22 protein-coding genes and 2 pseudogenes are annotated in these 21,868 nt (G+C 42.1%); 16 read left to right on the top strand and 8 right to left on the bottom strand.

Annotation, left to right across the window (positions count from 1 at the left end):
- Window positions 1-63 precede the first annotated feature (63 nt).
- Window positions 64-1,107, top strand: a complete 1,044-nt coding sequence (locus FNL97_RS12845; protein ID WP_062677473.1) for a YkvI family membrane protein — start codon at window positions 64-66, stop codon at window positions 1,105-1,107.
- 52 nt (window positions 1,108-1,159) lie between these two features.
- Here the strand turns inward: FNL97_RS12845 and FNL97_RS12840 are convergent, their stop codons facing one another.
- On the bottom strand, window positions 1,160-2,770 hold the full coding sequence (locus tag FNL97_RS12840; protein ID WP_062677472.1) for a methyl-accepting chemotaxis protein: 1,611 nt from the start codon (window positions 2,768-2,770) through the stop codon (window positions 1,160-1,162).
- Between the two features lie 141 nt (window positions 2,771-2,911).
- On the opposite strand from FNL97_RS12840, the gene FNL97_RS12835 reads away from it, so the two are divergent.
- On the top strand, window positions 2,912-4,426 hold the full coding sequence (locus FNL97_RS12835; protein WP_143415901.1) for a spore germination protein: 1,515 nt from the start codon (window positions 2,912-2,914) through the stop codon (window positions 4,424-4,426).
- Window positions 4,427-4,440: 14 nt separating this feature from the next.
- A complete protein-coding gene (locus FNL97_RS12830; RefSeq protein ID WP_062677470.1) occupies window positions 4,441-5,526 on the top strand; it encodes a Ger(x)C family spore germination protein in 1,086 nt (361 codons plus the stop codon).
- 273 nt (window positions 5,527-5,799) lie between these two features.
- On the opposite strand, the gene FNL97_RS12825 is transcribed toward FNL97_RS12830, so the two are convergent.
- Window positions 5,800-7,236 carry a DDE-type integrase/transposase/recombinase gene (locus tag FNL97_RS12825; RefSeq protein WP_143415045.1) on the bottom strand — a complete coding sequence of 479 codons (1,437 nt, stop codon included), beginning with the start codon at window positions 7,234-7,236 and terminating at the stop codon, window positions 5,800-5,802.
- A 168-nt stretch (window positions 7,237-7,404) separates the two neighbouring features.
- On the opposite strand from FNL97_RS12825, the gene FNL97_RS12820 reads away from it, so the two are divergent.
- The 7 genes and pseudogenes from FNL97_RS12820 to queF form a co-directional block, all read left to right on the top strand.
- Window positions 7,405-8,517, top strand: coding sequence for a GerAB/ArcD/ProY family transporter (locus FNL97_RS12820; RefSeq protein WP_143415900.1), 1,113 nt, complete (start codon window positions 7,405-7,407; stop codon window positions 8,515-8,517).
- A gap of 176 nt (window positions 8,518-8,693) precedes the next feature.
- Entirely contained in the window at window positions 8,694-9,359 is a 666-nt protein-coding gene (queC, locus tag FNL97_RS12815; protein WP_062677468.1) for a 7-cyano-7-deazaguanine synthase QueC, read from the top strand.
- On the top strand, window positions 9,356-9,790 hold the full coding sequence (queD, locus tag FNL97_RS12810) for a 6-carboxytetrahydropterin synthase QueD (RefSeq protein ID WP_062677467.1): 435 nt from the start codon (window positions 9,356-9,358) through the stop codon (window positions 9,788-9,790). The genes queC and queD overlap by 4 nt, the downstream gene beginning before the upstream one ends.
- A gap of 15 nt (window positions 9,791-9,805) precedes the next feature.
- Entirely contained in the window at window positions 9,806-10,525 is a 720-nt protein-coding gene (gene queE, locus FNL97_RS12805; RefSeq protein WP_143415899.1) for a 7-carboxy-7-deazaguanine synthase QueE, read from the top strand.
- A 26-nt stretch (window positions 10,526-10,551) separates the two neighbouring features.
- Window positions 10,552-10,719, top strand: a pseudogene (locus FNL97_RS12800) (preQ(1) synthase); the annotation flags it as partial.
- Window positions 10,720-10,864: 145 nt separating this feature from the next.
- Window positions 10,865-11,710 (top strand): hypothetical protein, encoded by an 846-nt coding sequence (locus FNL97_RS12795; RefSeq protein WP_143415898.1) that lies wholly within the window; start codon window positions 10,865-10,867, stop codon window positions 11,708-11,710.
- Between the two features lie 210 nt (window positions 11,711-11,920).
- A pseudogene (queF, locus tag FNL97_RS12790) lies at window positions 11,921-12,250 on the top strand (preQ(1) synthase); the annotation flags it as partial.
- Window positions 12,251-12,317: 67 nt separating this feature from the next.
- Here queF and FNL97_RS12785 read toward each other — a convergent pair.
- From FNL97_RS12785 to ykzS, 3 genes are all read right to left on the bottom strand, one after another.
- Window positions 12,318-12,494, bottom strand: coding sequence for a YkvS family protein (locus FNL97_RS12785; RefSeq protein ID WP_012749561.1), 177 nt, complete (start codon window positions 12,492-12,494; stop codon window positions 12,318-12,320).
- A 133-nt stretch (window positions 12,495-12,627) separates the two neighbouring features.
- Window positions 12,628-13,221 (bottom strand): cell wall hydrolase, encoded by a 594-nt coding sequence (locus FNL97_RS12780; protein WP_062677465.1) that lies wholly within the window; start codon window positions 13,219-13,221, stop codon window positions 12,628-12,630.
- A 179-nt stretch (window positions 13,222-13,400) separates the two neighbouring features.
- Entirely contained in the window at window positions 13,401-13,595 is a 195-nt protein-coding gene (ykzS, locus tag FNL97_RS12775; RefSeq protein ID WP_143415897.1) for a protein YkzS, read from the bottom strand.
- A 174-nt stretch (window positions 13,596-13,769) separates the two neighbouring features.
- Here ykzS and FNL97_RS12770 point away from each other — a divergent pair, with 174 nt between their 5' ends.
- The 4 genes from FNL97_RS12770 to FNL97_RS12755 all read left to right on the top strand — a co-directional run bounded on the left by FNL97_RS12770 (window position 13,770) and on the right by FNL97_RS12755 (window position 16,001).
- The gene (locus FNL97_RS12770) at window positions 13,770-14,378 is read left to right on the top strand and encodes a hypothetical protein (protein ID WP_015863249.1); all 609 of its coding nucleotides are present in this window, start codon (window positions 13,770-13,772) and stop codon (window positions 14,376-14,378) included.
- 119 nt (window positions 14,379-14,497) lie between these two features.
- Window positions 14,498-15,247 (top strand): glucose 1-dehydrogenase, encoded by a 750-nt coding sequence (locus FNL97_RS12765; protein ID WP_062677462.1) that lies wholly within the window; start codon window positions 14,498-14,500, stop codon window positions 15,245-15,247.
- 152 nt (window positions 15,248-15,399) lie between these two features.
- Window positions 15,400-15,645 carry a YueH family protein gene (locus FNL97_RS12760; protein WP_143415896.1) on the top strand — a complete coding sequence of 82 codons (246 nt, stop codon included), beginning with the start codon at window positions 15,400-15,402 and terminating at the stop codon, window positions 15,643-15,645.
- 74 nt (window positions 15,646-15,719) lie between these two features.
- A complete protein-coding gene (locus FNL97_RS12755) occupies window positions 15,720-16,001 on the top strand; it encodes an ATP-binding protein (protein ID WP_321164190.1) in 282 nt (93 codons plus the stop codon).
- A 55-nt stretch (window positions 16,002-16,056) separates the two neighbouring features.
- Here the strand turns inward: FNL97_RS12755 and FNL97_RS12750 are convergent, their stop codons facing one another.
- From FNL97_RS12750 to FNL97_RS12740, 3 genes are all read right to left on the bottom strand, one after another.
- Entirely contained in the window at window positions 16,057-16,695 is a 639-nt protein-coding gene (locus FNL97_RS12750) for a nitroreductase family protein (protein WP_015863251.1), read from the bottom strand.
- A gap of 109 nt (window positions 16,696-16,804) precedes the next feature.
- Window positions 16,805-17,566, bottom strand: coding sequence for an alpha/beta fold hydrolase (locus FNL97_RS12745; RefSeq protein WP_143415895.1), 762 nt, complete (start codon window positions 17,564-17,566; stop codon window positions 16,805-16,807).
- Window positions 17,567-17,658: 92 nt separating this feature from the next.
- On the bottom strand, window positions 17,659-18,465 hold the full coding sequence (locus tag FNL97_RS12740) for a Cof-type HAD-IIB family hydrolase (protein WP_062677479.1): 807 nt from the start codon (window positions 18,463-18,465) through the stop codon (window positions 17,659-17,661).
- 182 nt (window positions 18,466-18,647) lie between these two features.
- Between FNL97_RS12740 and glcT the strand changes: the two genes are divergently transcribed.
- Together glcT and ptsG are read left to right on the top strand one after the other, a co-directional pair.
- Window positions 18,648-19,505, top strand: coding sequence for a glucose PTS transporter transcription antiterminator GlcT (gene glcT / locus FNL97_RS12735; RefSeq protein WP_015863255.1), 858 nt, complete (start codon window positions 18,648-18,650; stop codon window positions 19,503-19,505).
- Window positions 19,506-19,778: 273 nt separating this feature from the next.
- Window positions 19,779-21,806 carry a glucose-specific PTS transporter subunit IIBC gene (gene ptsG, locus FNL97_RS12730; RefSeq protein ID WP_062677458.1) on the top strand — a complete coding sequence of 676 codons (2,028 nt, stop codon included), beginning with the start codon at window positions 19,779-19,781 and terminating at the stop codon, window positions 21,804-21,806.
- The last annotated feature ends 62 nt before the right edge of the window (window positions 21,807-21,868 follow it).

Here is a 21,868-nt window from a genome sequence, read left to right as displayed (position 1 = left end):
TCTCGTCTTTATTGAACTATGTCGGCATATATATGGGAGTGAATAGTGGACAAGGAGAGGGAGATGGCAGAAGTGGCTGGAAAGTGGTCAGGAGCTTGGCAAATCGCCGCCGTTTATGTCGGCACTGTCGTCGGCGCGGGGTTTGCTACTGGAAAAGAAATTATCGAGTTTTTTACCCAATACGGAACGTCCGGAACGATTGGCATTATCATCAGCGGCATCTTGTTTACGTGGGGCGGCGCGCGCATGATGGTGATGGCACGGAAAGTGAAGGCCGCCTCTTATCAACAGTTTAACCGCTATTTATTTGGCAGGGCAATGAGCCCGGTTATTTCTATCATGATGACGGTGATGATTGTCGGAGTCACCGCCGTGATGATGGCCGGCGCAGGCGCGGTGTTTGAGGAACAGCTCGGGTTGCCGCGGCAGATCGGAATTGTGGCGACGTTATGTTTATCGCTGTTAGTTATGATGTACGATATAAAAGGGCTATTTGGAGTAAACGCCTTGATTGTTCCGATGATGGTGCTATTTAGCGCCATTGCGTTTGGAAAGCTGATTACCATGGGAGAATTGTGTGAAACGAAACTGGAAGCGGCAGACTATTCATTAAAAGCCTTTCTTTCCCCTTTTTCGTATGCGGCGTTTAATTTGGCGATGGCGCAGCCTGTGCTTGTGCCGCTGGCTTGCGAGACGGGAGACGAGCGCATGGTGCGGCGCGGCGCAGTGCTTGGCGGGTTGCTGCTTACCGGCATTTTATTAAGCAGCCATTTTGTGCTCTTATCGTTTCCATATGCAATGAATTACGATATTCCGATGGCGGAAGTGATCCGTTCGTTTTTCGCCGTTTTTTACTGGGTGTATATCATTGTGATTTACGGGGAAATTTTTACGTCTATTATCGGCGGCATTTTTGGCCTGCAGCGGCAGGTGCGCACGCTCGTTTCTATTCCTAACGTCTTGTTTTTTGCCGTGTTGTTTATCGTGCTGTATATGGTCAGCTTATTCCGCTACAGTGAGCTCTTATCATTTTTATATCCGATATTTGGCTACATCAGTTTTGCATTTCTTTTTCTATTATGGGTGCGCAAAGTACCGCGCCCGTAACAGCAGCCGTTTTCCCGCATTGACGTGGAAAAACGGCTGTTTTGTTGAATGATTAGCGAAAGCGCTGTATGATTTTTTCTAGCTCATGGACGGATGCAAGCAAAACATCTGCTTCTTTAGCTAGTTCGTGAATGGCTATTGTTTGCTGTTCTAATCCGGCGGTAGTTTCTTGCACCATGTTTGTAAAATCGCTGGCAATCGCGTTAATATCGCCAATGAGCCGCTGAAGGTTTTGTCCGTTCACCGTTACCGATTCGACATGTATTTTATTTTGTTGCAGCAGCTCATTTAATTGGGTGAACATATGCTGAAATAATGTAAACGTTTCTCCCGTTTTCCATAAGGAAAGTTTTGTTTTCTCGACATGCTGCTCATTTTCTTGCACCGCCTGCACGGCATCTTGGAGTACTGATGCCATTGTTTGCAACGAAGCTAAAATTTGAGCGGCAAATGTGTTCGTATCTTCGGCGAGCTTGCGAACTTCCTGGGCGACGATGGCAAAGCCTTTTCCCGCTTCTCCTGCACGCGAGGCTTCAATCGACGCATTTAATGCCAGCAAGTTCGTCTGTTTTGTAATCGTACGAATGGACGAAATCATGTCTTGGGCGTTGGCTGCTTCTTGCGCTGCAGCATGGATTAATGCGGTTGTTTTGTTTATTTCTTGTTGCATGGTATCCATTTTTTGTTTTGTTTCTTCAATGAGACGGTTTCCTTCGTTCATCGATGTGAGAGCGCTTTTCGCCTGTGAAACGACGCGTTCTACTTCTTCTTGCATGTTTTGCACCCGTTTTACCATCTGCATGACGAAATGATTTGCCTGTTCTACTGATACCGTTTGCTGTTTTGTGCCTTCGCGAAATGTTTCCATCGCTGCCGCGATTTCATCAAACGATTCAGAAAGCCGTTTTGTTTCCAATTGCTGTTTTTCGCTGACTTGATTGACCGTTTTGACCGCCTTTGCTAGCTCGGTAATAATCGTACGGATGCCTAAAATCATTTTATTAAGTTCGTAAGCGATTTGATGAAATTCGTTTCGTTTTCGCTTTGTCCGCACTTCTGTCTGCAAGTTCCCAGAGGAAACGGAGCGGGTGGCGCTATACCAATGGCGCAGTTCAATGATGAGTGAATGATAAAAATAAAAACTGAAGATAAGGCCAATGGTAATGGTCATAGTGCACATCCATAGCGCGGATAAGGAAAAAATAGTAGTGAAAAGCAGGCTGAGAACAGCCGGGACGATGGAGAGAAGGGAAAAATATATCGGTAAATAAGGGTGGTGCATTAATCGTCCCATCCGCAAATTAAAGCGCTTTCCACTAGGATCTGTCCATAACGGACAGCTTGCATCGATCAGCACTTCCCCGGTATCCCGTTCATACACTTGCAAAAGCGGTTTTGTTGTTTTTGCTGCCTTCTGTCCTACTTCATCCGAAAAAATCCTGCCTTCCCGCAAGCGGTTCGTATGAACGAGACTGTATCCCGTTTCATCTACGATAAGAAAATACTCATCCTGTCCAAGCTGCTTGTCCAAAAACGAACGAATATGATCTAACTGCGCCTCTAACGGACGGGTGTTGTCTATGTATTGTTGCAGCTTTTCTGCCACCTCTACCGCTTTTTTTAGCGCTTGTTTCGCTCGCCGTTGTTTTGTCAGATGTCTCATTATTGCTTCCCTCCTATGTATTTGTTCCTTTTTTCAATATATACACAATATTCAGATATATCAATACCGGAATAGGAAGTGAATAAAATAAACAGCGGGTTGGAAGACTATCCCTCAAACGGCAAGTACGAGGGGATCATTATGTCCATTTTTTCCTTTTTTAAAAAAACGAAGACAAACGGTGGGGAAAAAACGCTGCAACAATTATTGAATAAGCTGCGTCAATCTAGTGATTTCATTACAGTCGAGTTTGCCGTAAACGGTCATTTGCTTGCCATTTACTATTTTGATTCGCTAGTGGACCCGAAAGTGCTGCAGCAACACGTTCTCTGCCATCTGCAAAATGATGTGCCGAAAAATCCAGATATAAAGCTGGAAGATTTGCAAAAAATCATACCGATTCAGCGGATTGAAGTAACGAACGATGTGCAGATGATCGAAGAAAAAATATTAAAAGGGTTTGTGGCTGTTCAGTTACAAAAGACAGATAACCGTGTTGCACTCATTAATATAGCAAATGAAAGTTTAGGGCTGCGGTCAAACAATGATTCAGAAAATGAATTTAGTGTCATCGGACCGAAAGTGGGATTTATCGAAAACATTGGTACTAACTTACATTTAATCAGAAGGCAAATCGTAACGCCCAATTTAGTGTTTCGGGAAATGGAGCTTGGTACAATATCAAAAACAAAAGTGGTTGTCGCGTATATCGATGGAATTACGAATAAGCAGACGATCGAAACCGTGATCCAGCGACTCGAAAATATCCATTTTGACATTATTCTTGACAATTCCCTTATCGATCAAATGCTTTCCGATAACTCGAATTCTCCGTTTCCGCTTTTTATCTCAACGGAACGGATTGACCGTGCCGTTTCTGCGCTTGCGTCTGGTCAAGTTGTTGTTCTTTGCGACGGTTCACCATATGTTGTCATCGGCCCGTCGACTTTTTTCGATTTTTTTACTTCACCGGAAGATTATTATTTACCATGGATTCTTGGATCATTTGTCCGGCTGATTCGCGTTTTTGGCATTATGATTTCCGTGCTGGCTTCGCCGATTTATATTGCGGTATTAACGTACCATTATGAAATGATTCCGACAGATTTGCTTGGAACGATTATCTATTCCCGTTCTAACGTACCGTTTCCGCCGGTATTGGAAGTGTTATTTTTAGAAATCACCATTGAACTGCTTCGCGAAGCGGGCGCGCGCCTGCCGACAAAAGTGGCGCAGTCGCTTGGGGTCGTCGGCGGTATTGTGATCGGACAAGCTGCGGTGGACGCAGGGCTGACAAGCACCATCATGCTCATTATCGTTTCACTTGCCGCTTTAGCTTCTTTTACGACACCGATTTTTAAAATGTCCAATACAATTCGCTTCATCCGCTTTCCCATTATTTTATTTGCGACATTTTGGGGCGGAGTCGGAATTGTTTTCGCCGTCTGTTTCCTATTAATTCATTTAGGAAGGCTGCAATCATTTGGCAATCCATATTTAGTTCCGTTTTATCCGCTGCGCATTCGCAATTTCAAAGATAGTATTATCCGTTTCTCATACAGCCAAACAGCGCAGCGACCAACGTTTCTTCGCCCGCTTTCCTTGTTCCGCTATAATCCGGCGAAAGCGAAACAAAAAGACGATATCGACGAGTAAGAAAGGGGTCGAATATGAAGCCGCTTCTGGTCATTGCCGCATCGGTCTTTTTACTTGCCGGCTGCAAAAGCTCGCGCGTTATTGATGAAATTCAAATTATTCAAGAAATGGGCTATGACTTTCATGACGGAAAATATGTAGGAACGGCGGTATACCCGACGTTTAAACAAGGACCGATGACAAAGCCGAATTTATTAATGACGTCTTCGTCAACGGTGTATGATTTAATTCCCCGCCTTTCTTCCAAGTCGGCATTGCCGATTGAGGAAGGGCAGCTTCGTTTAATTTTATTTGGCAAAGAATTTGCCAAACGGGGAATTATACAAATCACCCATAGTTTGGCCCGCAACAATAAAGTGGGAAGCCATTTGCTGTTAGGTGTGTCGTCAGGAAGCGCACGTGAGCTATTGGATATTACGGCGAGCACTACTTTGAGCGATACGCTGTACTTGCCCAATTTAGTCGAACAAAATGTCCGTTCGATGAATTTGCCAAAAACGAATTTACATTTGTTTTTATATAACTATTTTTCAAAAGGAAGCGATCCGTTTTTGCCTTATTTTGAGAAAAAGGGGGATTTTGTGAAATTAGAAGGGCTTGCATTGTTTAAAGATGGAAAATATGTGGGGAAAGTGAGTTTGCGTGATTCATTTTTGGTAAAAATTTTATTAAATGAAACAAAAAAAGGAGTATATCAGTTAAAAGTAGGGAATCGGGGAAAACAAGGCGAGGACTGGGTGATGCTCGAAAATTTATTTGCGACGTCCAAATATGAGTGGAAAAGGAAAGGGAACCGCCATGTTCTACATATTTTTGTTCATATTCACGCTTCTGTCAGAGATTATCCGTCTTGGCTCGATATGCCGCATAAAAATATTTTCCCTACGGTGAAAAAGAAGATGGAAGATGAAATCGAGCGCGATATTCGCCGCCTGCTCCGCTATTTTCAAGAAAAAGAGATTGACCCGATTGGCATTGGCGAATTTGTCCGTAGCGAAACAAGGAATTGGAATGCAGACGAGTTTTATCGTGGATATAAAGATTTAGAAATCAAGCCGCATGTAACTGTCGACATTATACAAACAGGGATCGGTGAGTGACGCGAGCGGGGTAGCGTCAAAAGTTTTATGAAAACTCCACATCCGCCATCCCATGGAGCATCGTAAGGCATCCTTGGAGCCGGATTCGCCCTTGACCAACACCCGCCAAAGGTGTGAAAGGGACGTCAAGGGCGACGGGGACAAAAAAGAGGGCATAGGAAAGCCGCCCTTGCCCTTACCGAATTTTACCTTTGACGAGGTTCGGTTGGTCAAGGGTTCGCTTCGCCGAATCCGGCTGTTCTTCTGATCCATGGGCTCCGGTGGACAAAAAAGTTAGGCTGCCTCTTGTTGGAGGAAATCTTGAGCCATGGCGATCAGCTTCGTCCACCGGGCCGGCATATGGGGCAGGTCGGCGAGCTCCGGGATGACGACAGGAACCCGGCCTTCGAGTGCACCGTGCGGGCGCAGGAAGTTGAAATACGCCACAAACAGCGTGACAAAGGAGACCGAGCCTTCTTCCGCGCCAAATCCGTGAGTCGGCCGATAGTTGCCTTTAAACGTCCGGTTGAATCGCTCGATGATTTGTTTGAGCGCGCGGAACTCTTCGGACACCGGATCCTCATTGGTCAGTCCGATCACTTGGCGGACGTCAAACGGAATCCCGTGCTGGGCAAAAAAGTGCTGCGCCAGCAGGTAAATGGGATTGCCGTCGACGACGAACGACAAATCGTCCGGGATGGACGGCAGCTTTCGCAGGACGTCATCGATGGCGCGGATGGCCGACAACGTATCCCGGTGGGGCGAGACGCGATACGACAACACCACTTTTTTCACGGCATCAAACATAAAAAACAGGTAATGCCAGCGTCCTTTCACGCGAATATACGTCTCGTCCCCACAGAACGAGCCGGACAGCTCGTACGGGAACTGGTCGACAAACGGCTGAATCATGAGCGCGACGCTATTGGCGTAGTTGAGTACCGTCTGATGGGAGATCGACACGCCATGCACATCCTTCATGATTCCGGCTGTCTGTCTGGAGGACATCCCATAGTTAACGTAGTACGTCAACACGAGTCCGAGGGTGTGCGACGACACCGCCAGACGGGACAAATCGACTTTTGGCTTTTTCGGCGACGATGGGGCCAATGGTTGAAAGTCAAACAAAAACTCACGGAACAGATACCGCACCTTGAAGGCTTGAGGGTTCTGCTGGAATTGTTGGCGTTCTTTTTGGCTCATCCGGCGAAGGTTCTTTTGGTAAAACGGGCAGTCGTTGTTCTTGCATTTGTAGATGTAGTAGTCCTTGCGTTCTTTGATTTTCTCAAGCGTTTGGAAGCAGTGCGGGCAACGAAAGACCGCTTGCTTTTTGAACCGATTTCGATGGTTGAACCGGCATTGGCACACTTTGCATTGGTACTGCCCTTTTCCGCCGTTGTTGGCGTACAGGTAGGATGACGGCGCCTGGCAACGGGGACACGTCAACGAATCCGGAACACGGTGTTTAGCGTTGTCCCGGCGTTGGATCGGCGGCAACGGACGGCCGTGCCGGGCTTCGTAGTCGGCTAAAAGCTGCCGGTAGTCGAGTGTTTCTGGGACAACGATGATGGGAAGGTCATCGACTTGAAGTTTTCGGTACGGTTTTCGAACCGGTTCGTCCATGTCTTTGCGGCTTAAGGATTTTCCTAATAAGGCACCAATTAAATAGACAATGATTTGATGTTGGGACTTGATTATTTCGAGCAAATAGGCTAATAATTGAGGTAACAAGCTTGTCACTCCTTTGTTTTGGGTGTTGGGTGTGGGGTTACCTCAATGATGGCCTAAAACAACGGGGGTGGCAAGCTTTTTTTATTCTAACCGTTGAAACTCAATGAAAAACAGTGAATGTGGAGGATAAACTTTTGACAATACCCGAGCGGATGGGGAGGTATTTTTATGAATCAAGCAATGAAAGAGCGATTCCTTATCTCGCCTTTTTTGGTGTTTTTTCTCATTAATAGCACCCAAGTAGGAATTGGAATGCTTAGTTTTCAACGCTTGGTGATGAAAGAGGCGGGGCACGATGCGTGGATAGCTGTTATCCTAACGGGAATTATTGTCCATTTATTAATTTGGATCATGTATCAACTTTTCGCTCATTCCCCTGATGCTGAAGATATCGTTTCTATACACCAACGCTATTTCGGCAAATGGATCGGCTTTGTCTTTAATTTCGCTTTGCTTGTTTATTTCTTTTTATTAGCGTTTACGGTATTGCGAACGTATATTGAGATTATTAAAATTTGGATGTTTCCTCTGATGGGGGCATGGCAGTTAAGCCTTATTTTTTTAGCGCTGGCTTATTACACCGTATTAGGAGGATTCCGCGTTGTCACGGGGGTATGTTTTTGGGGCGTCGTGATTCCGTTGCTCACCATTTTCCCAATGTTGTTTTTCCCGCTTGAATACGCCCATTATCGCAATTTGCTGCCGGTGTTTGACCATTCGATTGGTGAGATTTTTGCGGGTGCGAAAGCAATGTCGCTGCAATATTTAGGAATGGAAATGCTGATGGTATATTACCCGTTTATCCAACAGCCGGAAAAATCTCATAAATGGGCGCAATGGGGAAGTGCGTTTACGACCCTCATCTATTTAAGTATTATGCTGGTCTCGATTCTTTTCTATAATGAAGAACAAATTCAGCATATCACTTGGCCGACATTAACGCTGGCGAAAATTCCAGCAGTGCCGTTTATTGAAAGGATGGAGTACATTATCATTTCCATTTATGTGCTGGTAGTATTTCCAATTATTTGCATCGCGGTATGGTCGGCTTCGCGCGTTGCGAAAAAATTGTTTTCCATCAAGCAGCGCCGCTTTGTTCCTGTGATTTTGTTATTCTTATTTATCGGGACATTGTGGTTCGAAGAAAAAGAACAAATCGAACGGTTGAACAAATGGACCTCTACGATCGGCCTGTATTTCGTCATTTTCTATATTCCTGCTTTATACATATATGTGAAGGCAGCGAATAAAATAAAAAAAATAATGCAATCCAAAAGCTAAATGTGGTATAGTTTAAAAGGAAAAAACAGAAGAAAAATTCCGTACGAACGTACGGGAGAGGTTTCTAGAACAACCCTCTATAAAAAACTAGGGACGGCTATATCCTTAGGGGGTATAGCTTTTTTGTTTTAGAACGCCTCTTCTTCTGGAAAAATCGGAAGGGAGTGCATCGAAAAATGAAAAAGGAAAAAGCGATTGTCGTCTTTAGCGGCGGCCAAGATAGCACGACATGTTTATTTTGGGCGCTAAAGCAATTTGACGAGGTAGAAGCGGTGACGTTTGATTACGGACAGCGTCATCGCCTGGAAATTGAAGTGGCAGCTTCCATTGCGAAGGAACTTGGTGTTCCACATACGGTATTGGATATGTCGCTATTAAATCAATTAGCGCCAAATGCGCTTACGCGGAGTGATATTGCCATTGAACAAAATGAAGGGCAATTGCCATCAACGTTTGTCGATGGGCGAAATTTATTGTTTTTGTCGTTTGCCGCGGTGCTTGCAAAACAAAAAGGAGCGCGTCATCTCGTCACAGGCGTATGTGAAACGGATTTTAGCGGCTATCCGGATTGCCGCGATATATTTATTAAGTCATTGAATGTAACGTTGAATTTAGCGATGGATTATCAATTTGTCATTCATACGCCACTGATGTGGCTGACGAAAGCGAAGACGTGGAAGCTCGCCGATGAGCTCGGCGCGTTTGATTTTGTGCGGACGAAAACATTAACTTGCTATAACGGCATCATTGCTGACGGCTGCGGGGAATGCCCGGCTTGTGTGTTGCGAAGACGCGGGCTTGAAGAGTATATGAGAGAGAAGGAAGGGGTGGGCCGGTTATGATGCACCAGCTTTACCCGCAAGTGTTTCATGATTATCGGTATGAGTTGAATAAAGATATGCATATTGCCGCTGCCCATTTTATTCCCCACAAGCAGGCGGGCAAATGCGCGAACATTCATGGTCATACGTATATCGTGAATATCACGGTTGCAGGTGACGTACTGGACGATTCAGGTTTTTTAGTGAATTTTCAAAAATTGAAAGAGCTTATTCATGGGAAACTGGATCATTCGTTAATGAACGAACATCAAGATTGGTTCAATGATCAAAACAGCAACGATTTTCCGACAAGCGAGGTCATCGCTCGAAAAATCTATGAAACGGTGCAAGCGTATCTTGATACAATGCCAAACAAGCCAAAGTGTTTGCAAGTGTTCGTGCGGGAAACGCCGACAAGCTATGTTGTTTATCGGCCGAAAGCGGGGAAATGATCATGGCAAAAAAAAATTCCCGTGCTTGAAATTTTCGGACCGACGATCCAAGGGGAGGGAATGGTGATCGGGCAAAAGACGATGTTCGTCCGCACCGCCGGCTGCGACTACCGCTGCCGCTGGTGCGATTCCGCTTTTACATGGGATGGGTCGGCAAAAGAGGAAATCCGACAAATGACGGCGGAGCAAATTTGGGAACGGCTGTATGAACTCGGCGGTGACCGCTTCAGCCATGTGACGATCTCGGGAGGAAATCCAGTTCTCATTCAAGCGTTGGAAGAGCTTGTAGTATTATTAAAAAATAAAGGAATCCGCATTGCGGTCGAAACACAAGGAAGCCGCTGGCAAGATTGGCTGTATCATATCGATGATATAACCATTTCGCCAAAACCGCCGAGCTCCGGAATGGCGACCGATTTTGCTGTACTCGATGATATCATCGATAAGCTGGTTAGTGCAGGGCGCACGTCTCACGTTAGTTTAAAAGTCGTTGTATTTGATGATGATGATTTTAACTATGCAAAAATGGTTCACAAACGTTATCCGAACATTTCGTTTTATTTGCAAGTCGGTAATGATGATGTATTAGAAACAGATGACATGGCACTGCGCGCAAAGCTGTTGAAGAAACTTGAATGGTTAGTGGAAAAAGTGGCGCAATCAAACGAACTGAACGATGTACGAGTGCTGCCGCAGCTGCACACCCTGTTGTGGGGGAACAAGCGCGGCGTGTAAATATAAATTAGGAAAGGAGAAAAACGATGGCAGGAAGAAAAGAAGAAGAGTTAAAAGATCTTACGCTATTAGGAAACCAAGGGACGAAATATTTATTCGAATACAGCCCAGAGGTGCTGGAAGTATTCGAAAACAAACATCCTGACCGCGATTATTTCGTGAAGTTCAATTGTCCGGAGTTTACGAGCTTGTGTCAATGAGGGCACACTTCAGTGGTGACACTGTCGGCTAAACCTTGTGAATTCAGGGGAAGAGAATAAGGGAGAAAATAGTAGAAATAGTATGGGAGTTGGTATACAATATAAGCAATAAGAACTTATGTTCGTGGAGGTGCTTGTATTGTCGCAAACTCCTTGGAGAGATAAAGAGTGGTTTATAAGCCAGTTTATTTATGAGGGAAAAAGTATTAATGAATTATCGAAAGAATGGGGGCTTGATTGGTCTAGTGTTGACAGATGGCGTCAAATTCATGGGCTTCCCAAACATTCTGAAAAAGAAAAAATTATTCAGTGGTATGGCATTGAAATTTGGAACAATATTGTAGAAAGAAAAAAGTACAGTTATTCCGTTGCTAATAAGAGGAAAGCGGAGATCATGTATAAAAATAAACGGTATGAAGAAATTCATGGGGTGGAAAAAGCACAAAAAATCAAAAATAAGATTTCGCTTTCCAATAAAAATGTGAAGAGGTCGACCAGTTTTAAGGAAAATTTGTCTGCTAGGCAAAAAGGACGAAAAAATTCAAATTGGAAAGGCGGATTTTATAGTTCACATGTTTATAAGGAAGTTGATCGTATATATGTAAAACAATATGTATTGGATACATGGAATAAGCATATTGTTATTGAAAGAGATTATACATGTGAATCTTGTGGTAAAAAGACAATAGCCTGCAATGGCCATCATGTCTTGTCTTTTACTAAAATTTTTGATGCCATTTGCTTTTATTTAAGCCAAGTTAATCAATTAAATACGATATCCGTAATAACTCAAATGCATATTTTTCACAAACAACATCATGATAAAATTTATAAATGCCTATGTCCTTCCTGCCATCAACATATTCATAAGCAAGATAACTTTGCTATTAGAAACTGGGAAGAAAACCAACTTCTTTATCTCTTAGAACCTTATTTCTCCAACCCTGAGCCAAGCCTCAAATTTAGGGGAAATGCAGGAGACTAGGAAATCCAAATGTTCTCTAAATTTGAGGAAGGTGCAGAGACTATCGAAATCACTCCAACATGAAGCGAGTAAGAGTAGTGTTGGAGGAAGAGAGTAGAGTACACCATGATGATGTAATATACATCATTATGGTGGAAGCGCAAGGGTTCTTATTCAATATCGCAGTTGAATAAGAATAAGATATAGTCCACCTGTTTGTTAAAACAGAGGCCAAAAACCGGACAACCGGACTTCGCGACGATTTACATTAGCTACATTCCCGATAAAAAATGCGTTGAAAGCAAATCGCTGAAGCTGTATTTATTCAGCTTCCGCAACCACGGCGATTTCCATGAGGATTGCGTCAATATTATTATGAACGATTTAATTAAAGTGATGGAGCCGCGCTACATTGAAGTATGGGGGAAATTTACACCGCGCGGCGGCATTTCGATCGATCCGTATTGCAACTGGGGACGTCCAGGAACGAAGTATGAAAAAATGGCGGAATATCGCTTATTGAACCATGATTTATATCCGGAAAAAGTAGATAACCGCTAAAATGCGCATCTTTATATAAAACAGTCAGAGGCTGTTCTAAGTGAAAGAACAGCCTCTGTTTTCGTTTTTACTCAATAATTTTGTAATTTTTATGATTGACGACGGTCCGTTCTTGTAAATCCAATTCTCTATAATTTTCCATATACGTTAAATCAACGATGACAGAATTTTCATTGACTTTTTCAACGATTCCGCGCAATCCATTTTTAAACTCGATAATGTCGCCAACTTTTGCTTTTTTCATATTCATTCTCCTTTTTTATTTATTTACTGTGTTTGTTATAGTTTGCCTTATTTTCTTTTTTAAGTAAAGGGGGCTTTGTCTCTTTTTTTATCATTTCTTAATAAAGAAAGGAGCTTGTGACAAAGCTCCTTTCTTACTTGGCAAATACGTGATTTCCAATGACAATGGTGACCTGCTTAGAGCGCAGCCATTTGCTTTTCGCCGTTTTTGGATTATAGAAGTACACTGAACCATTTCCTAAACCGCGAAAAGCAAGTGCTTCTTCAACGGCGCGACGTGATTCACGGTCTGCCGGTTGATTAATCGTTCCATTTTGTACCGGCGTGAATGCATAATGGCCGCCAGAGCGCTCATAAATAACATCGCGAATCGTATTTGGGAAATCAGGATGATCGACTCGATTCAACACGACAGTTGCTACGGCTACTTTTCCTGCATATGGTTCCCCTTTTGCTTCTGCGTGAACGAGACGGGCTAATAAATCTTTTTCACTTGCAGAAATCGTTGTTTTAGGAATAACTAACTTTTCACCAGGAAATAATAGATCTGTATACTTATCATTTTGTTTTTGTAGCTGTTTTAATGGTACGCCGTATTGTTTTGCAATGTTCCAAAGCGTTTCTCCAGGTTTTACTGTATGAGTTGTAGCTGCACTAGCAGCATGGCCTCCAAATAAAAATGCACTACAAAAAATGGATGCTAGCATCCACTTCCTTATCTTTTTCATAAAATTCCCTCCTTCTTGTTAACTCGCTACTAGAGTAACAAGGATTTTTGATTCTATCATCATCTAAATGTTGGAAAATTGCGTTTTCCGTTGATATTGCTAGTTTCATAGGGGGTATGGAAATTTTTTCGGCACAGAAAAAACGCCGATTTTCGCACTGGAAAATCGGCGTTAATTGATTAGCTTCGAGGTTTTTCGAGATAATGGTAAATGACGTCTCCTCCTCGCTGAGCAATGCCACGGAAATGTTTAAAATCATTTTGTTTTACAAGAACGTTGCGAAACGTGAGAAAATCTTCTTTTTTTACTAGTAGTTCTGAAATTGTTCCATTGCGCAATTCATCGAGAAGTTTAGAGGCTAATTTTTCATCCACCGTTTGTTCACCTCAACCGATGAATGTTGTCACAAATATTATGGTACCGCAATAGTGTTTTAGGATAAATACCCATTTTTTTTAAGGCAAACACCCTTTGCTTGTTTTCACATAAAATATGGATGGGTATGTATCATAATCATACCTTAATGAAAAAATGAAGGGGAGAGGAATATGAGTCACTGGAATTCGTATAAGGATGATCCATTTTTTTATGAACAGGACCATAATCATAATGAAGAAGAAAGAGTAGAGAACAACATGCAGTGGCCAGAAAACAATGCACCGCAAAATGTACAAATGCCAGCTGCACCAATGGAGAATGTGCCAATGCCACCTGTACAAATGCCAGCTGCACCAATGCCAATTGCTGTCTATCCTTTTCCATCAATGTGCGGCTGTCCTCCTGTGACCTGGTGCTGTCCGTATCCGATGGCAGAAGCAATGCCAATGCCATCGTTTGCAGATGACGGTTTTGATGGCCCGGATATGGCACCACAAACGATGCCGCTTGGGATGGAAAATGCACCGAACCCGACGATGGGGGATACAGATCCAATGAGTGAAGATCCTGATTCTGTTGCACCAATGACAATGCTGACTCAAGGAACGTTTGCACCGTCTCCAATGTTTCCGGTCGCAGGGATGGCTCCAACCGTTCCATTTCCTATGTGCGGTCCAATAATGCCAGGGCCGACAGCGTATTATACACCAGCTCCTTACTACGGTGGAGCGGCGCCATACAGTCCATTTTTCTCAGCTCCTTATGTTCCATATCGGTAAACATCCAAAAAGACCGCTATGTTGCTGCGGTCTTTTTTTGATGAAGAAAATAGATAACTATAAACAGTTTTGATGGTATACTTTTGTTAGAAAAAAACGAAGAGAAAGGCTGAAAAACGATGAATTTTTCAAGAAAAGTGGTTATCGTAACTGGAGGAGCAAATGGAATTGGAAAGTCCATTGTTACGATGTTTGCGGAAAAAGGAGCGAATGTCGTGATTGCTGATATTGCGGAAGAAGCAGGAGAGAAACTCGCTTTAGCGTTGAGGGAAAAAGGACTCGAAACTCGTTTTGTTCCAACCGATGTTCGAAAAATAGATGAAATAGCGCGTCTTATGAAAGTAACGTTTGAAACGTATGGTTGTTTGCATTATTTAATTAATAATGCGGGTGTGTCAAGATGGAAATCTCCATATGAATTAACGGTGGAAGAATGGGATGATGTGCTGAATACAAACTTGCGAAGCGTCTTTTTTGGATCACGTGAAGCCGCGAAATATATGCGCAAAAATAAAACAGGCGGAGCGATTGTAAACATTGCGTCAACAAGGGCGCTTATGTCTGAGCCGAATTCGGAAGCGTACGCCGCGTCGAAAGGCGGAATTTTATCGTTGACTCATGCTTTAGCCGTTTCGCTTGCCGATGATCGTATTCGTGTGAATGCCATCAGTCCAGGATGGATTGAAACAGGGGATTATGAACAGCTGCGGGAAATCGATCATACGCAGCATCCAGCCGGGCGTGTCGGCAAGCCGGAAGACATAGCGCGCGCTTGTCTTTATTTGTGTGATGATGAAAATGATTTTATTACAGGGGCAAATATTGTCATTGACGGTGGAATGACGAGAAAGATGATTTATGCTGAGTAAAATTTACATAATTATCAAGTTCATCTTTTGTTTAATAATAAGCATAAATATCCATTTCTAAGAAAAATTATAAACCGATTTGAATTGAACGGTGGACATTGATTTGTTAAAATATACGAAATGTAAGATGCTATAAAGGATGGGGTATCAAGATGAAAATTCGCAAAGCAGTATTATTTGATGAGCGGACACCAACAAATGTTTACATTTACGAAAATAAAAAAGAAGAATATATTGTGGTAGCCATTCCTGATCTTGAATGGTCATTTTTGATCCGCTACGAAGAGGAAACGGAAGCATTAAAAGAACGGTTAATATCGTCATTGACAAAAGCAGTTCCAAAAGAACATGTAGAAATGCTTGTAAATAAACTGTTATATTGGGTGCACGAAATGTAAATGATTAATAGTAAAACCACAGCGGATGAAAAAGGCGGTGGGGCTCTTTTTAGCTTCGCCGCTTTTTCAATATGATTCCGCAAGTTAGGAGTTCGATGATACGTGTTCACCTGCGGGTATGGAAGGAAAATCAAACAATCCATATTACGATTTCTGATACAGGTATCGGTATTTCCAAAGAACGGCTTCAAAAAATTGGTGAACCGTTTTTTACATTAAAAGAAAAAGGAATGGGACTTGGATTAACAACAAGCACGAAAATTGTGCAGGAACATAAAGGAACGATCGACATAGAGAGCGAAGTTGGCAAAGGGACAACCGTGCATTTGACTTTTCCAGCTTATGAAAAAAGATGACCAAACGACATTGGTCATCTTTTTTTATTTCTGCTGAACAAAGCAGGCGTCCGAATTATCGTTCTACCCAAGTAGTAATTGCTTCAATAGGCAACCGTGTTGTACGGCGGGCGGGGGCGATGCTTTTTCCGATTGTAATGAGCATAACTGGAATATAGCGGTCAGAAATATGAAATTCTTGTTTAAATTGTTCAGCGTTGAAACCGCCGATTGGGCAAGTTGCCCATCCTTTTGCCGTCGCAGCTAGCATAAGCTGCATGGCTGCAAGCGAGGCGTTGCTAAATGCTGCGTCACGAACGTATTCTTTATTTTTGTACGCTGCTTCAATTTGTTGTGCAATTCTTTCTTTTATTTCTGTAGACATTACCCCTTCATTTACTAACGGATCATATACTGCATCGGTGTTTCTATTTGCTTCTAAATCACCTAATACGGCAATGACAGCAGAAGCGTCGACAATTTGTTGTTGGTGATAGGCAATTGGATATAAACGTTGTTGCGCTTCTTTTCCATGAATAATAACAAAATGCCAGTGCTGCAAATTCCATGCTGACGGTGCTTTTCCCGCCAATTCAATGATTTCTCGCAATTCTTCCTTACTTATAGAAACATTCGGGTCGTATTTTCGTGTGGATTGCCGCTCGTTAATGACAGTAAAAAAGTCTTTTGCGGGTGTATGAATAGCATTTCCCATGTTGTTCCCTCCATTTTATTATGCGATTTAAAAGGATAATTAACTAACTTTTTGTAACTAAAATAGTTTGTTATCATCGTAAATTTATCTTTTGTTTTTGTCAATTTTTTTATCGTGGGAGCCGTCGAATTTTTTGGCGCACTCTGGCATATTTAGCTAATGATTGGATTAAGTGCTTGGCCGTATTAACAAAACTGGCCAGTGCCGTGTTGGGAGCAAAATTCGCTAGGTTTTCTTGGAATGGTTTACTTTCTGTTGTCGCCGGAATGGTTTCCCGTGGTGAAGCAACACTGATTATTGCTGGAATTGGATTGAAGACAAAGCTGTTGTCGCCTGATTTATTTACTAAATCTTTTTTATTGACCAATCGCACATATTGTTTTATTTCTTGTTGTCCTTTTTTATTTTTTTCATGCGATTTGGCTAATACGTTGGCAAGTAAAGAAATAGCGCCGATTTTTGCTGCATAAATGCCAAGCAAGAATTCATAACGCAATAAAGCAGTACATACTTCAGAGAATCCGCCAATTAAAATGAGCTTTTTTACTTTATGAGGATAGCGTAAGGCAAATTCTAACGCAATGGATCCACCGCTAGAATAGCCGCAAATAATCGCTTGCTTTACGTCAAGTGTATTGAGTAAGCGGCAAATATCATCAGCTAGCAGCGGAATCGTAATCGGACGATTCGACGGACTGCTTTTCCCATTGCCGCGCATATCATACATGATGATGCGGAAGTGGCTTGATAAAGATTGTTGATGACGGAAAACGATATGACCCATTCCAGGTGGATGAATGAATAAAATTGGTGTACCGCTTCCCATCTCTTCATAGTAAAGACGAACGCCATCTTCTACAATATATGGCATAGTAAACCTCCTGTTTGCACGACTACTCATAGTATGAATCTAAATAGGGAAAAATATGAAAAAAGAGCTGGCGTTTTTTAGTGAGCCAGCTCTTATTGCATCATATTTGGTGTAGGAATGTCTTTAAGAATCATGTGTATCCCTTCACTTACTGAATTGATCACATATTGTGCTTCTTTTTTTACATTAGGATGAGCATGAGACATGGCAAAGCTGTAAGGGGTTAGACGAAACATTGGAGTATCGTTAAACGCATCGCCGAAACAAGCGATTTCATTCGGCTGCAAGCGAAGATGTTCCATTAAAGTGCGAACCGCATTTCCTTTGCTAATGTTTTTTGGCATAATATCAAGACAGTTCGGTTCTGAAATAAACGTATCGATGTGATTGCCAAACTGACGCGTTATTTTTTGTTCGAATTCGACAATTTGTTCATTTGTTGCTAATACAGTAATTTTCGATGGATGAATATCTTTGCCGATGGAATCAAGGATGTTTGGACATTCATATAGCCCATAAAATAGACGTTTTTCTATTTCCGCTGTATTTTCGTTCGTTTCTTCAATAAAATATGTATTTTCATTGCAAACAAGTACAATCGCTTCCAATTCCTTTGCTTGCCGATAAATTTGTTGTGCTAGCTGCGGAGAAAAAGTAGTTGCATGAAGCGGCAAATTCGTTTTTGTGTAAATGAACGCCCCATTTTGACTAATACGATGCGCTTTTTGTTCCAATTCTTGCAACACTTCTAAAATTTCATTATCCATTCGGCCGGATGCAATTGCAAAATCCATTCCTTGTTCCACTGCTAATTGAATGGCGAGTTTATCTTCTTTTTTAACGTGGTTATCCAATCCAAGCAGCGTTCCGTCCAAATCGCTGACAATCAGTTTAATCAATGTTGTTCCCACCTTTCCTTCCCCATTGTAACATGCTTTTTATGATAGAGGGGAGAAAAAAGAGCGCGAAATATGCCATATTTCGTTGTTAAGAAAAAATCCATATTTAATTCATTGACGATTGAGAGATCGTTGCGTAAGATGATAATATTGCAAACGTTTTATTAAGGGAGTGGGGCTTTGTGGAAGAGGCCTTTCGTGTGGAAAAAGTGCTAAATAATAACGTGTTGATCGCTTCACATCCAACGTATGATGAAGTAGTATTGCTCGGAAAAGGGATTGGATTTGGAAAGAAAAAAGGGGATTATATTGAACAAAGTGCCGTTGAAAAATGGTTCATTTTAAAAAATGAGCGGGAACAAGAACAGTATAAGAAATTGCTGCCGGAGCTTGACGAAGAATTTATCGGGCTGATGAACGAAGTAATCCAGCACATTAAACAGCGAGTCAACGCTCCGTTAAATGAACATATTCACGTTGCACTTACTGATCATATTTCGTTTACGCTAAAGCGATTAAGGCAAGGCCTTGATTTAAAAAATCCGTTTTTAGTGGAAACGAAAAGCTTATATCCGCTAGAATATGAAATTGCATGTGAAGTTGTCGACATGATTAACCGAAAATTAGGAGTCGAGCTTCCGGAAGGAGAAGCTGGATTTATCGCGCTACATATTCACAGCGCAATTTCGAAACAAAGCCTTTCTGAAATAAATCAGCATTCACAATTAATTACCAAACTCATTCAAATTGTCGAACAGCAGCTTAATATCAAGATTGACCGCAACAGCATTCCTTATTTGCGGTTTGTCCGTCATTTGCGTTACGCAATTGAACGCATAAAAAAAGGAGAAAAAGTCGAAGAACCAAAAAAATTGTCGAAAATCTTGAAAGAAGCGTATCCACTATGCTATAATACTGCATGGAAATTAATAAAAGTGATGCAACAAACGTTACAAATGCCAGTAGACGACGCAGAAGCGGTTTATTTGACAATGCATCTGCAAAGACTTGCTAAAAAGGAAACAGAAACAATAGAATAAATTTGTCTCGCTTTACGTGTTACTGATTCGATCAGGCATGAGTAAAGAAGACAAAATAGGGCAGGCAAGAGGAGTCACTATTCCTCTTGTTGTAAGCGTTCTATTTTTGTCCTTCTTTGCTCATGCCTTTCGTTTTTATTGGTATGTTGTAAATAAGTCTGACGTCTGACGTATGCTTTTTCAAGAAAACCGCAAAACAATTTCTCATCTGTCGTACATGAACGTAACGTTTGTTGCAAAACTTATATACAGAAGAAAAAGGAGGGAATGAAAATGAAAAGGGCATTTGGTACGTTGCAAAAAGTCGGTAAAGCGCTTATGTTGCCAGTGGCGATTTTACCGGCGGCAGGAATTTTGCTTGCTTTTGGTAATGCCTTAAAAAACCCGGCTTTAACGGATAGAATTCCTGCGTTAAAAGCAGATTGGGTCGTGCTTGTTTCCAATGTGATGGAACAAGCAGGCGGCATTGTGTTTTCGAACCTTTCGCTCCTCTTTGCGGTTGGAGTGGCGATTGGACTGGCAGGCGGTGACGGTGTTGCCGGGCTTGCTGCAATTATTGGTTATTTAATTATGAATATCACCATGAGTGTGGTATTAGGCGTTACGCCAGATATGGTCGGCGACAATCCGGCATTTGCGAATATATTAGGAATTCCGACGTTGCAAACTGGCGTATTCGGCGGTATTATTGTCGGTATATTGGCTGCTTATATGTATAATAAGTATTTCAACATTGAATTGCCGCAGTATCTTGGCTTTTTTGCGGGAAAACGTTTTGTTCCGATTATTACAGCGGCATCTGCGGTATTGCTTGGAATTGTTATGACATGGGTATGGCCGCCGATTCAGCATGGTTTAAATGCGTTTTCCCATAATATGATTGATGCTAATAAGACATTAGCTGCGTTTATTTTCGGGGTCATTGAGCGTGCGCTGATTCCGTTTGGATTGCATCATATTTTCTACGCGCCATTCTGGTTTGAATTTGGCGAATATGTCAATAAAGCAGGACAAGTGGTGCGTGGCGACCAAAAAATCTTTTTCGAACAATTAAAAGACGGAGTGGCATTAACTGCGGGAACATTTATGACAGGAAAATTCCCATTTATGATGTTTGGCCTTCCAGCAGCGGCGCTTGCGATTTATCATGAAGCACGTCCAGAAAACAAAAAAGTGGTAGCTGGTATTATGGGTTCAGCCGCTTTAACTTCGTTTTTAACAGGGATTACGGAACCAATTGAATTTTCCTTTTTATTCGTTGCACCAGCGTTATTTGCGATTCATACGATTTTTGCGGGATTATCCTTTATGGTTATGCATTTATTAAATGTAAAAATTGGGATGACTTTCTCCGGTGGGGTTATTGACTTCTTGCTATTCGGTGTATTGCCGAACCGGACAGCATGGTGGCTTGTCATTCCAGTCGGATTAGCATTTGCGGTCATCTATTACTTCGGATTCCGCTTTGCGATCCGCAAATGGGATTTAGCAACACCAGGACGTGAAAAAACGACAGAAGAAGAGTCAACAGTAAAAGCAGAAGCGGACGATCTTCCATATGAAGTGTTGGCGGCGCTTGGCGGTAAAGAAAATATTGCTCATTTAGACGCGTGTATTACACGTTTGCGTGTTTCGGTCAACGATATTAAACAAGTTGATAAAGACCGCTTAAAAGCGTTAGGCGCAGCGGGCGTTTTGGAAGTCGGAAACAATGTACAAGCGATTTTCGGACCAAAATCCGATATATTAAAAGGACAAATTAAAGATATTATGGAAGGCCGCGCTCCATCACGAGTGAAGGAAGAGCCGCAAAAAACAGCGGTTCAAGAAACAAAAGAATCGGCCCAAGTGGAGGCAATTGCTTCACCGCTTTCGGGAGAAATCGTTCCACTTTCTGAAGTGCCAGATCAAGTCTTTTCACAAAAAATGATGGGTGACGGTTTTGCGATTATGCCAACAGACGGAACAGTGGTTTCTCCTGTTGATGGAAAAATTGTGAATGTATTCCCGACAAAACATGCGATTGGTATTGAGTCTGTTGGTGGGCATGAAATTTTAATCCATTTTGGTATTGATACTGTCAAATTGAATGGCCAAGGCTTTGAAGCTCATGTTAATCAAGGAGACGAAGTGAAAAAAGGTCAGCCTATTTTAAGCGTTGATTTAGAGTATGTGAAAAATAATGCTCCTTCTATTGTGACACCAATTATTTTTACGAACTTGCAGCCGAATGAAAGCATTCATGTCAAAAAGCAAGGTGCAGTAACAAAAGGGGAAGATCGCATCGTTGAAATTAGTTAACAAGGCGAATTTTCTGATTAAAGATTTTTTTAATTGAATGTAGTTACTATTATTTGATATTA

The sequence above is a fragment of the Geobacillus sp. E263 genome (genome assembly GCF_007197795.1).
GTDB classification, from domain to species: domain Bacteria; phylum Bacillota; class Bacilli; order Bacillales; family Anoxybacillaceae; genus Parageobacillus_B; species Parageobacillus_B toebii.
This window is presented reverse-complemented; position numbering and strand designations above follow the sequence as displayed.